At 51.4% G+C, this 12636-nt stretch carries 11 protein-coding genes; 7 read left to right on the forward strand and 4 right to left on the reverse strand.

The window, feature by feature from the left end; translation table 11 throughout:
- Positions 1-10: 10 nt before the first annotated feature.
- From OGY72_RS05780 to OGY72_RS05795, 4 genes are all read left to right on the forward strand, one after another.
- Positions 11-1750, forward strand: a complete 1740-nt coding sequence (locus OGY72_RS05780) for a type I secretion system permease/ATPase (RefSeq protein WP_057067763.1) — start codon at positions 11-13, stop codon at positions 1748-1750.
- Positions 1750-3078: an HlyD family type I secretion periplasmic adaptor subunit gene (locus OGY72_RS05785; RefSeq protein WP_185879291.1), complete on the forward strand. Its 1329-nt coding sequence runs from the start codon at positions 1750-1752 to the stop codon at positions 3076-3078. The genes OGY72_RS05780 and OGY72_RS05785 overlap by 1 nt, the downstream gene beginning before the upstream one ends.
- Positions 3079-3212: 134 nt before the next feature.
- The gene (locus OGY72_RS05790; RefSeq protein WP_149384261.1) at positions 3213-3500 is read left to right on the forward strand and encodes a VF530 family protein; all 288 of its coding nucleotides are present in this window, start codon (positions 3213-3215) and stop codon (positions 3498-3500) included.
- 12 nt (positions 3501-3512) lie between these two features.
- Entirely contained in the window at positions 3513-4880 is a 1368-nt protein-coding gene (locus OGY72_RS05795; protein ID WP_286547337.1) for a glycoside hydrolase family 10-like protein, read from the forward strand.
- Between the two features lie 96 nt (positions 4881-4976).
- Here the strand turns inward: OGY72_RS05795 and OGY72_RS05800 are convergent, their stop codons facing one another.
- The 4 genes from OGY72_RS05800 to hdeB form a co-directional block, all read right to left on the reverse strand.
- The gene (locus OGY72_RS05800) at positions 4977-6248 is read right to left on the reverse strand and encodes a type II toxin-antitoxin system HipA family toxin (RefSeq protein ID WP_149384259.1); all 1272 of its coding nucleotides are present in this window, start codon (positions 6246-6248) and stop codon (positions 4977-4979) included.
- Positions 6241-6555: a helix-turn-helix domain-containing protein gene (locus tag OGY72_RS05805; RefSeq protein ID WP_126318102.1), complete on the reverse strand. Its 315-nt coding sequence runs from the start codon at positions 6553-6555 to the stop codon at positions 6241-6243. Before OGY72_RS05805 ends, OGY72_RS05800 begins: the two co-directional genes overlap by 8 nt.
- Positions 6556-6734: 179 nt before the next feature.
- Positions 6735-8678 (reverse strand): methyl-accepting chemotaxis protein, encoded by a 1944-nt coding sequence (locus tag OGY72_RS05810; protein WP_148361974.1) that lies wholly within the window; start codon positions 8676-8678, stop codon positions 6735-6737.
- Positions 8679-8833: 155 nt separating this feature from the next.
- Positions 8834-9163 (reverse strand): acid-activated periplasmic chaperone HdeB, encoded by a 330-nt coding sequence (hdeB, locus tag OGY72_RS05815; RefSeq protein ID WP_003019999.1) that lies wholly within the window; start codon positions 9161-9163, stop codon positions 8834-8836.
- A gap of 401 nt (positions 9164-9564) precedes the next feature.
- Between hdeB and OGY72_RS05820 the strand changes: the two genes are divergently transcribed.
- From OGY72_RS05820 to OGY72_RS05830, 3 genes are read left to right on the forward strand one after another with little or no spacing between them, the layout of a single operon-like run.
- Complete coding sequence (locus tag OGY72_RS05820) at positions 9565-10431, forward strand: MurR/RpiR family transcriptional regulator (RefSeq protein ID WP_003020002.1); 867 nt, start codon at positions 9565-9567, stop codon at positions 10429-10431.
- 14 nt (positions 10432-10445) lie between these two features.
- Positions 10446-11033: a D-alanyl-D-alanine dipeptidase gene (ddpX, locus tag OGY72_RS05825; RefSeq protein ID WP_286547343.1), complete on the forward strand. Its 588-nt coding sequence runs from the start codon at positions 10446-10448 to the stop codon at positions 11031-11033.
- A 15-nt stretch (positions 11034-11048) separates the two neighbouring features.
- Positions 11049-12611 (forward strand): ABC transporter substrate-binding protein, encoded by a 1563-nt coding sequence (locus tag OGY72_RS05830; protein WP_149384257.1) that lies wholly within the window; start codon positions 11049-11051, stop codon positions 12609-12611.
- Positions 12612-12636: the final 25 nt, after the last annotated feature.

Genomic DNA, 12636 nt, shown 5'->3' on the forward strand with positions numbered 1-12636 from the left:
GGAGAAGACTATGTCGCGCCAGCATACGCCAACAGAACTGAATGATGCATTAAAGGGAACGAAACCCACTTTTCTGATGCTGTTGTTTTTTAGTTGTGTGATTAATATGCTTATGCTGGCGCCGGCAATTTATATGCTACAGGTTTACGACCGTGTGCTGGTCAGTAAAAATACCACCACGCTGTTAATGTTGACCTTATTGATTGTCGGCTTGTACATCGTTATTGCCATGATTGAATCTGCCCGCGCGCAGGTTATGGTCAGGCTTGGCAACCGGCTTGATATAAAGCTAAGCCAGTTGGTTTTTAACGCAGCCTTTAAAAGAAAGATGGTTACCGGTGATAACAATCCGGCGCAATCTTTAGCCGAATTAGATCAGGTTCGTCAGTTTCTTTCCGGGAATAGCCTGTTCGCCTTACTGGATATTCCCTGGACGCCAATATATCTGTTCATCGCCTTTTTGGTCCATCCCCTGCTGGGATATCTTTCTCTCGGCGGAATAACATTATTATTTATTCTGACGCTGGTATCTGAAATCTCTACCAAGCGCCCGATTCAGCAAGCGCACGCCTTAACCATTAACAATGCCAGCAAACTGAATAAACAGCTGCAAAACGCCGATGCCATTGAAGCGATGGGGATGCTTTCGACCCTGAAGTCCAACTGGCAGGAGCAACATAACAAAGTGCTGGCGCTACAAACGCAGATTGCCGACAAAACGGCCGGGTTAAGCAGTCTCAGCCGCTTTGTGCGGGTGTTGCTGCAATCTATTGCGCTGGGCGCCGGGGCTTTACTGGTGATCGGCGGCCATATTACTCCGGGCCTGATGATCGCCGCCTCGATCATTCTTGGCCGCGTCCTCAACCCGGTAGAACAAGTCATTGGCAGTTGGAAGCAGTTCGTGCAGTTTCGTAGCGCGTGGCATCAGCTCTCAACCTTGCTGAAGGAGTATCCGGCTCCGAAAGAGGTACTGACCCTGCCGCGTCCTAACGGCAACATCAGCGTCGAAAGCGTCTTCGCCGCAGCCCCCGGCCAGCCTTCCCCGCTACTGCGTAATATCTCATTCCAGCTGGAGCAAGGTGAAGTTCTGGGGATTATCGGCCCCTCAGCCTCAGGGAAAACCTCGCTGGCAAAGGTTCTGGTTGGCGTCTGGAAACCGCTATCAGGGAAAGTCAGATTAGACGGCGCAGATATTTGTCAGTGGGATAAAGCGCTGCTGGGCCCGTCTATTGGCTATCTGCCGCAGGATGTGGAACTGTTTGACGGTACCATCGCGCAAAACATTGCCCGCTTCGCGCAGAATGACAGTGAGCTTATCGTCGCCGCCGCATTACTGGCAGGCGTTCATGAGATGATCCTGCGCTTGCCACAAGGTTATGACACGCTGTTGGGCGCAGGTGGATACCAGCTCTCCGGCGGGCAGCGGCAGCGCATCGGGCTGGCACGCGCCGTGTATAACAATCCTGCATTCATCGTGCTTGATGAACCGAATGCCAATCTTGACGACGCGGGCGAATTCGCACTCGTTAAAGCCATCAATACCCTACGTACCCAGGGACAAACCACTGTCATTATCTCACACCGCCCGACGCTGCTCGGCGTGGTCAATAAGGTTTTGCTGCTTAACGATGGCGCTATACAGGAGTTTGGTACCCGCGATCAGGTTTTTGCCCATTTGCGTCAGGCCAACGTACTGAAACCAGTGGCTACGCCTTCTCCATCCACGACTGAACAGCAACGTGAGGCCTGATGATGAAAAAGAAATCTGAGAACGCGGCCTCTGCTGGCGTTGATACTAATATCTGGTCGCCGATTATCCGGGGCGTGATCGTCATTGTGCTTGGTGTCGGTAGTTTTATCCTCTGGGCAGTGCAAGCGCCGTTAGATGCGGGCGTGGTCGCCGATGGTACGGTAACCGTATCGAGTAACCGCAAAACCATTCAGCATCTGAGCGGCGGTCGGGTAACGGATATCTTTATCAAAGAAGGCGACCTGGTGAAGAAAAATCAGGTCCTCGTCCGGTTGGATAAAATGCAGCTTGAAATGCGTTTCAGCGCGTTAAATGCCCAGTATATTTCTGCAAAAAGTATCGAAGATCGCCTGTTAGCAGAACGCGATGGCCTGGATGCGATCGTCTTTAATACGACGCTGACGCAGCAATTGTCTGGCAATAAACGGCTGGCAGAAGTCAGAAATCTGCAGGCTAAACTTTTCGATACCCGTCGCAAAACGATTCAGGATGAACTGTCGATGATTCAGGAAACGCTCGATGGTCTGGTAGGACAAACGGATAATCTCAATAAAATAAAAGGCTATCGCGACCACCAGTTTTCTCTGATTAACCGGGAGTTAGGGGCTATTCGCGCGCTGAGCGAAAAAAACTATTATCCCAAAGCGCAATTACTGGTGCTGGAGCGCGAGGCGGCAGAAATATCTGGCAGCGTTTCAGAAGATATTCTTAACATTGCCAAACTGAAATCGCAGCAAAACGAATTAAAAATTAAAGCCTACCAGGTGCGTCATCAATATTTACGTGAAGTTGAGTCTGAACTGACGGAAAACCAAAAAGAAGTGGCAATGCTGGAGGATGAACTGGCGTCCACCCGTCACGAGCTGGATAACACCGAGATCCGCTCGCCGATTAACGGTATCGTGCTGGATGTTAAAGTCAGTACCGTGGGCGGCGTCATTCAACCCGGCGAACATCTTATGGATATCGTTGCCGCCGGACAACCGATGCAAATCGATGCCAAAATACCCGTGCATGCCATTGATAAACTGGTCCCCGGTTTAACCGTTGATGTGCTATTCCCTGCCCTTAACCACGCGCTGTTACCGTCGGTTCCGGCCCGGGTTCTGACTATCTCTGCGGACCGCTTAATTGATGAAGCCACTCAGCAGCCTTACTACCTTGCGGAAGTACAGGTTTCAGCAGAGGGCGCGCGTTTGCTGGGCGATTACAAAATAAAAGCGGGAATGCCCGCCAGCGTGACGATCAAGACCGGTGAACGAACCCTGATGAGTTATCTGTTTAAACCGTTGATTGCCCGTCTGGAACTGGCTTTTAAAGAGTATTGATCCATCCATTGCCAGTATGGCGTACGGCTTGTCGCGCCATACCGCTTTCTGCCGTTGCTGGCAGCTGCGCTTTCTTGTAACCTTCTTCCCGTCTCACTACTGACAAAATCTGGAACCACTGAACTGGACTTCATATGAATGCTCATATTTCTAAAGACCCTTTACATGGCGTAACGCTTGAAATGCAGGTCAATGCCCTGGTTGAACGTTATGGTTGGGCTGAACTGGCGCAACGCATTAATATCAACTGCTTTAAAAATGAACCGAGCGTTAAATCCAGTCTGAAGTTTCTGCGCCGTACGCCGTGGGCGCGGACAGAAGTTGAAGCGCTGTACCTTGATTCGCTGCATGACCTGGCCTCAAACAACACCCCCGAACCGGCCTTCGATCCCTGGGCTAACAGCCGCAATAAAAAGAAATAAGAGCAAAATCAGATGGCAGCATCCGGTTTCTTTTCAGGAAATTATCAGAAAAAACTGGCGAAGATTCTCGCCCGTTCTCGTGCCAGACTACCGCTGACCAACATGAAATGGTTTGCTGTACTTGTGGGCAGTATGTTGTTACTTGGCAGCTGTTCTTCACAACCACCCGGTTACAAGACCACTCCGCTACCTCCGGTGAGCAAACCCCAGCAGAGCAAGGAGCCAGTGCGCGGGATCTGGCTGGCGACGGTTTCACGTCTTGACTGGCCGCCGATTTCATCCGTGAACATCAGTTCGCCTGCCCTACGCATCAGCCTGCAGCAAAAAGCGCTGACGGATAAGCTGGACAACCTGAAACGGCTTGGTATTAACACCGTTTTTTTCCAGGTTAAGCCCGATGGGACCGCATTGTGGAAGTCAAAAATTCTACCGTGGTCAGATACCCTGACCGGCACGATTGGCCAGGATCCGGGTTACGATCCGCTGCAGTTTATGCTCGATGAAGCGCATAAGCGCGGAATGAAAGTTCATGCCTGGCTTAACCCCTATCGCGTGTCCGTAAACACCAAACCTTCGACGGTCACTGAATTAAACAGCACGCTGTCACAGACGCCGTCCAGCGTATACGTCCTGCATCGGGACTGGATCCGCACTGCGGGCGAGCGTTTTGTGTTAGACCCCGGTATTCCCGACGTGCGCGACTGGATCACCAGCATCGTGGCGGAAGTGGTTGAGAATTACCCGGTTGACGGTGTGCAGTTTGATGATTACTTCTATACCGAATCTCCCGGCTCTGCGCTCAACGACAGCCAGACCTTCAGAAGATACGGTCAGGGGTTCGCTTTCAAAGCTGACTGGCGGCGCGATAACACGCAAAGGTTGATTGCCCAGGTATCGCGGACCATCAAGAAACTCAAGCCTGAAGTCGAGTTTGGCGTTAGTCCTGCGGGCGTGTGGCGCAACCGTTCGCACGATCCAGCGGGCTCCGACACGCGCGGCGCCGCAGCGTATGATGAGTCGTATGCAGACACCCGCCGTTGGGTGCAATTAGGTTTGCTGGATTACATTGCACCGCAACTCTACTGGCCTTTTGCCCGTGACGCAGCGCGTTACGATGTACTGGCAAAATGGTGGGCAGATGTCGTGAAATCAACCAACACTCGCCTCTACATTGGTGTAGCTCTGTATAAAGTCGGTGAACCATCGAGAAAAGAGCCGGACTGGACGGTAAAAGGCGGTGTGCCGGAACTGAAAAAGCAGCTCGATTTAAACGAATCCGAACCGTACATCAACGGCACGATCCTGTTTCGCGAAGATTATCTTAATCAACCGCAAACGCAGGAAGCTGTGACCTATATTCGCAATCGTTGGGGACGTTAATGGTTGTCCTCTGGTCAGTTTAGCGGGGAAATGTAGCGGGGAAACCTTGCCCCGCTCAGCTTTAATTTTCCGGGAAGTGTTGCGGCCGTATCTGCGTCACCGGGACATTAGCCGGCGGACATTATCATTAATTTGTTTCTGAATCGTCTTCAGCGTAGATAGCGTTATCTGATCGGGGTATTTGTCCCTGGCGATAGCGCTCAATGCAGTGGCAAAGTGACAGACTTTTTCGATTATGCCGTTCACATGGTCAGCAGATAACTCAGCTTCCTGAACGCCAAGCGACTGAAGGTGCTTTCTTTCGATATCCAGCGCCTCTCCCAGCACGTCCATTTGGTGATACCCACCTGGCCCTTCGCACCAGGTGACGTCGTAAGCCGGAGCCAGAGTCCAGTTTCCATCGGCTGACATTAAATAGGCAAAATTCTTCGGATGATCGTCGCGGTTGTTAAAAGCCACGTTGAAAACCACGCGTTCGAACGCTTTTGCCTTTTCTCTGACATCATTGGTACAAATCTGCGTGGCGCGCAGAAAATCCCGGTAGTCTAAAGCGCCGGGTATCTGGTAATTTGCCCCGGTAAGTGCCGCCAGGCTCTGCATAGGAATTCGTGTCGACTGGTCACGGTCGAAACGGCGAGTGGCAAATGCCGCCTGTCCGCCGGGCAGATTGAAATACGCCGTATCGGGCGTGGTGATCCCACATTGGCGCAAGCATTCAGCATAAACCGCTTCGATGGCGCATACCTCAGCATGCTCATGCCTGGCGGGAAATTTAATCAACCAGCTTTCGCTCCCGGGTAGCGGCACCGTGGTGAAGTTAGACGTGACAGTGTCACGATAAAGTAGCGCCTTAGGCCTTGCTCCTTGTGGCGAACCGCCCATCTGGAGCAGTTTGTGCAAAAATTCCCCGCCTTCACCGCTCAGGACTTCCTGAACCTCAGCGGCCAGTTGTTCGAGAGGAACATCCTCTTTTGAAAGCATCTCGACATCTGACTGAACGGGCTGGAATGTCATGGCGCCCATCGCGTTGTTGCCGACCCAGGTTAAACGCTCTAATGGACCTATGCGTGCTGCGTTGAGTCCGCGGCGTTTAAATAATCGGTCCATCAACAGCATGCCCCAGCCGTCAGGCAGCGAATCATAGACCGGTCCGGGTAATCCTAACTGATGAGCCGGGAAATCCCTGCGCAAACGAGGACCGTTCAGCGGTAACATCAGACGGGACAGCTCCAGGCCCCTACGTAAGGCGTCTTCACTGTATTCAAAGGCGATCAACGGACGTCCGGTCAGGGCTGTGGAAGACACCAGTTTTCCCCACAGCCATTTTTCACCCCAACCTTCATAGAAGACATCAACTTGTTCAGGCATCAGAATTTTTCCTTTTGATCCGCTGGCGCGTTGCGCTCTTTTCGTAACGCAAAATATCATCCAGACTATCAATCCTGGGTTTGAATAACTCCTCAAGCGCATCGCCATAGCCTAACACCATTGCGACTTTGACCAGATTCTCAAATCCTACATTCTTACCTGTTTCCAGATTTGAAACGGTATTCACACCGACACCTGAACGCGCGGCAACATCAGCCTGCGTCATTTGCCGCGCGAGTCGTTCTTTACGCAATCTGTCACAAAGTAGTTTGACGATATCAGCAGCTGTATTGAGCGTTAAATCCATAATATTGGCCCTTATAAGAATAAAAGCTACTTTACACCCAATATTATAGAGTTAAATTATGGGGAATTCAAAATCTTATAAAACACAATAAAAGGGAGTTAAACCGGAAAAATTTACTTAAAAGCCATTATACTGGAGTTATCCGGGCACAAGGTCTGTACCCGGATATGGTGTGGTTATCAGGCAACGGAAGGCTCAGGTAACCTGAAGGATGAGACCAGCAGTGCCAGCTGTTCCGCCTCCTCTTTCAGCGCCTGCGTCCGTGCTGCGGCATCATCAATTAACGAGGCATTCTGCTGAACGGTGCTGTCCATTTCGGTAACGGCCAGCGTGACTTCGGAAACGCCCTTACGTTGTTCTTCACCCGCAACGCGTATTTCCCCCATCAACTGGCGCACCTGACGCACATTGCTGACCAGTTCTCCCAGACGTTCGCCGGCAGTGTGGATTTGCTGACTTCCGCTACCTACATGAGAAACGGATTCATCAATCAACGTTTTAATTTCCTGGGCGGCGGTAGCACTGCGCTGAGCCAGCGTGCGCACTTCGGAGGCCACGACGGCAAACCCTCTGCCAGCATCCCCCGCTCTGGCGGCTTCAACCGCGGCATTCAGGGCGAGAATATTGGTCTGAAATGCAATGCTGTCGATGACTGCGACAATTTCCACCATTCTGCCGGATGAGGCGCTGACGTTATCCATTGTTGAGATCACGCCCTGCATCACATCGCCGCAGCGGTTGGCCGTTTGCGCGGTGCTATCGGATAGCTCATCCGCCAGTTGTGTATTACTGGCGTTTTGATGAACGGTCGCATTTAACTGTTCCATCGCCGCCGAACTCTCTTCCAGCGCAGCGGCCTGCTGCGTGACGCGAGATGAAAGCTCCATATTACTGTCAGCCAGGCTAACGGCGTTATTCGCTACCACTGTGCTACTGCTTCTGACGGTGATCAGGATGGCCGAGATTTTATCGACGAACAGGTTAAACGCCTCGGCGATAGCTGAAATCTCGTCTTTGCCACGAACATCCAGACGACGGGTAAGATCGCCTTCGCCCTGCGCGATGTCATCAAGTGCCTGCCGGGTATCATCAAGACGTGAAATCAGTCGACGAACCACCAGCCATGATCCCACCAGCAACAGCGTCATGATAGGGATCAATACTTCCAGAACATCCTGCATCATCACTTTGGCGAGACCGACGATGCGTGATTCAGGTGTCACCAGCCCCACGACCCAGCCGGTATCCGCCATCGGGAACAGCATTACCCGGGATGGCGTATTCAACACGTTGTCGTTCGCAAGCGTAATCGTCTTCACTCCATCCGCCGGGCGCAAGGATTTCAGACCGTTTTGCACCGGGATAAGCCACTGTGCGCTTTGCGCCAAATCGTTAATGGTTTTATATTTTGCCAGGTCGGCCTGCGGGAAATAGAGAATTTGTCCCTGCTTGTCTACCACAAACGCGTAACCACCGGTGCTGTTTCCCTGCTGCTGCATAAAAGTGGCGACGTTATCCAGACGGATATCGGTGGTAGCGACACCGGCAAACTTGCCCGCCTGTTGATAAGGCACGCTGCATGTCACCATGTTGACGCCTGAACTGGCATCCTGGTAAACGTCAGACCATAAACAGCTGTTTTGTGAATGGCCTTTGGCCAGTTGATACCAGCTTTCATTGTGGTATCCACTCGATCCTTCGACGTTATAATCATTGGAATACACCAGCTTTCCTTCAGCATTACGCGCCCAGAAAAAGCTTCTTTTCTCCACACCTGCGGTGAAGGCGTCTGGTTCTGGCCAGATGCCGCCGCCGGTAATAATCGAGTCTTTACCTTCACCAATAAGATGCGGAACAACGCTTTGGTACAGTGATTCATCGTTAGGCAACACTTCAGCCAGTCGCGACAGGCTGACGGTCTCACCTTCAATTCGGGACAATACGGTACTCAACTGACGGGTTAAACCTTGCCCTGTTTCTTCGATCAGAGCGGTGTTGATTTCAACGACGCGCGGCTGACCGCGCCAGAGCATAATCACCACGATAACAAGGCTCGTTACTGCAAGCAGCAGAATGCCGCCGATGGTTAAACGCGTTGAAATACGAGTAGGATACCAGGCCATACAAACTCCTTCTGCAAAAGGCTAACTTTTATCCAGTATCGGCACAGGCGTTTATATCTTTATAAAGTTTTCTTAAGTATTGCAAAACAAATTAGTGACAGTGTCACAAATAACAAAACCCAGCACTTTGGCTGGGTTTTAATAACAGTTAAATCTTATTTAGATAATTCTTTTTTGATTTCGTCTTTTATTTTACTTAATTCACTCTGCGGATGTTTCTTGCAAAGTTCAACGGTCAGAGGAACTGCAGTCGTAACGGTTTCGTTATAGTCGACGTAGTCACCACCTTTGAAGTCTTCGTCTTCATTGAGCACCCAGAAGGCCACCGGAGCCATAGTTTGTGGGTTTAAATCAATAAACTCCTGGCAGTTCATGCCTTTCGGAGTCACTTCAGTTTTAGCGTTATCTGTTGCTGCATTGACGCTGACACTGGTTAACAGCGCTGCGACCAGAATACCTGCTGTAGAAAGGGAGAATTTATTCATTGTAGTACTCCATTTATAATATAAATAATATCTACACTTGCGCTTAACACCGTTAATGTAGCTCGCGAAAAATAATACCCCTACCGTCATAAGAATAAAGATTGCTGTTATTGATATGGCTGAAATTTATATTTCCCATTACTGATTCTTATGTCTGAGGGATAAATGTTGCCCACAATGTGATCGTTCCGACGAAATCAGCAGATTCATACCCCTCTTCCTCTACCGTTGCACCAAAACTGAACTACGCTGCACAAATGTTGATCATTGGTTAATGAATATCGGTTGGTTTTTAACAAAAACAGCCGGCGTGCCGCTGTTACGCACATGGCACGCGTCCTGCATTGTTAATTCGCTAACAGAAATACGGTATCTGACAGGCAACTAACAGCGAGAAGGTAATGACAGCCAAACCAGAGTTATTTACCCGCATAGAGCAAACCTTTAGCCAGCTGACGCCCAGCGAAAAGCGCGTGGCCGGGTGGCTGTTAGCCCATGCTGTGCAGATCCCATTTGAAACCGCAGATGGCATCGCCAAAGCAACCGGCACCAGCGGCATTACCGTCGGACGTTATCTGCGTAAACTGGGCTTTCGTAACCTGGAGGATGCAAAAGCCAGTCTGCGTGAGCTTCCCGTTGTTCCCTATCAGCCCTGGGGAATGAACGAACGACTGGACTCCTGGCACCAGCAACAAAGCCTGCCGGATCGGGCGCATCAGTCGCTGTTGCTGGAGATCGACGCTATTACCCACGTCTACCAGCTCGCACAAGGCGAAACGTTTTTACGCATTGCACAGCAGCTGGCGCATGCGGAAGCCGTGTACATCCTCGGGATCCAGTCCACCCGCGGGATCGCCAACGCCTTTTTTAGTCACCTGGAATACCTGCGACCTAAAGTCAGCTACTCCGAAGGCCTTTCCGGCAGTTGGGTAGAGTCGCTGAACTCGGGATTCAGCCAGCCTTACGTGGTTATTACCGATATGCGTGCCTACTCCGCTATTTCGCGACAATATTGCCGTGTTGCCACAGAGCGCTGCATTCCGCTGGCGCTCATTACCGATGTGTGGTGCCCATGGGCCAGGGATTATTCCATTGATTTACTACAGGTAAAAACCGACACCGGACATTTCTGGGACTCACTGGCGCCTGTGAGCTGTCTGTTCAACTTATTACTTTCTGCGGTGGTGGCGCAACTGGGTGACGCCCTCGCAGGACGCCTGCAAACCAATCGCCAGTTACAACAACAATTTGGTCAATTCGAACAATAAACAGGAAACGTGCTATGTCAGAACTCCCAGAACTGGTCGATCTGTCGGTGATATTTCCGTCGCTGCATATCGATCTTAAATACGCCACTGCCGACAACATTACCGGCGCACCTATCTACCGGGAAGCGCGTTGTCTGTTGCACACCGAGGCGGTAACCGCGCTGGCTAAAAGCATCAGCATTGCGCAACTGGCCGGCCTGCAGCTTGTGGTGTACGACGCGTATCGCCCCCAGCAGGCGCAGGCGATACTGTGGAATGCCTGTCCCGACCCGCAGTATGTTTTCGATGTCGCAATTGGTTCCAATCACAGTCGCGGAACGGCCATTGACGTTACGTTGATGGACGATCGCGGCCATCTCCTTGATATGGGGGCCGGTTTTGATGAAATGCACGACCGTTCCCATGCCTGGCACCCGTCTGTACCTCCGGCAGCGCAGCGTAACCGCCTGCTGCTCAATGCCATTATGTTTGGCGGTGGTTTTGTCGGTATTAACAGTGAATGGTGGCATTTTGAATTACCTGATGCCGCTCGCTATCCGCTGCTTGACGATCAAATAGATTGTTACACTGTCACGTATATAACAACACAACATCCCCTTTAATTCTGGAGCCTGGTTATGAAGACTACACCTGCGTTAAACGCGTTTTTTCGCCCCGCTCTGATAGCCGCTGCGTTAGCATTTGCCCTGCCCGCCGCTCAGGCTGCCGTTCCCAAAGATATGTTAGTGATTGGTAAAGCCGCCGATCCGCAGACGCTCGACCCCGCCGTAACCATCGATAACAACGACTGGACGGTCACCTATCCCTCTTACCAGCGGTTGGTCCAATACAAAACCGACGGAGGTAAAGGCTCCACGGAAGTTGAAGGTGATTTAGCCAGCGGCTGGAAGGCCTCTGACGATCAGAAAGAGTGGACGTTTACCCTGAAAAACGATGCCAAATTCGCCGACGGAACGCCGGTAACGGCAGATGCGGTAAAGCAATCCTTTGAACGTTTGCTCAAAATTGGTCAGGGACCTGCGGAGGCTTTCCCGAAGGATCTGAAGGTCGACGTCATTGATAACAACACGGTGAAGTTTACCCTCAGCCAGCCGTTTGCCCCGTTTCTGTATACGCTGGCAAATGACGGTGCCTCAATCATTAACCCGGTCATCTTAAAAGAGCATGCCGCAGACGATGCCCGCGGATTCCTGGCGCAGAACACGGCAGGTTCCGGGCCATTCATGCTGAAGAGCTGGCAAAAGGGACAACAGCTGGTGCTGGTGCCTAACCCGCATTATCCCGGTACAAAACCGACATTTAAGCGTGTCTCAGTCAAAATCATTGGTGAAAGCGCCTCCCGTCGCCTGCAACTGTCGCGTGGCGATATCGACATTGCCGATGCGCTGCCTGTTGACCAGCTTGCCGCTTTAAAACAGGAAGGCAAAGTGAACGTGGCGGATTATCCCTCATTGCGCGTGACCTATCTGTATCTCAACAACAGTAAGGCCCCGCTTAATCAGGTGGATTTACGCCGCGCCATCTCGTGGGCCACCGATTATAAGGGCATGGTCAACGGGATCCTGAGCGGCAACGGAAAGCAAATGCGTGGCCCGATCCCTGAAGGCATGTGGGGTTTTGACGATAAAGCCATGCAGTACAGTTTCGATGAAGCCAAAGCCAAAGCCGCGTGGGACAAAGTTGCCACCAAACCTGAAAGCCTGAGCTTCCTGTACTCCGATAATGACCCTAACTGGGAACCTATCGCGCTCGCCACCCAGGCAAGCCTTGGCAAACTGGGTATTAAGGTGAAACTGGAAAAACTGGCAAACGCCACCATGCGCGACCGCGTGGGCAAAGGCGATTACGACATTGCCATTGGCAACTGGAGTCCGGATTTTGCCGACCCGTACATGTTTATGAACTACTGGTTTGAGTCAGATAAGAAAGGCTTGCCGGGTAACCGTTCGTTCTATGAAAACGGTGAGGTCGATAAACTGCTGCGCAGCGCGCTGGCCACGACCGATCAGGTGGCCAGAACCAATGACTACCAGCAGGCGCAAACCATCGTGATTGATGAAGCAGCCTACGTCTATTTATTCCAGAAAAACTATCAGCTGGCGATGAACAAAGACGTCAAAGGATTTGTATTCAACCCCATGCTGGAACAGGTCTTCAATATCTCCACCATGAGTAAATAAGCCACGTTTATGCGGAGCCGTTCTG

The sequence above is a fragment of the Citrobacter sp. Cpo221 genome (assembly GCF_030332345.1).
In the GTDB taxonomy this organism is placed as follows: Bacteria; Pseudomonadota; Gammaproteobacteria; order Enterobacterales; family Enterobacteriaceae; genus Citrobacter; species Citrobacter portucalensis.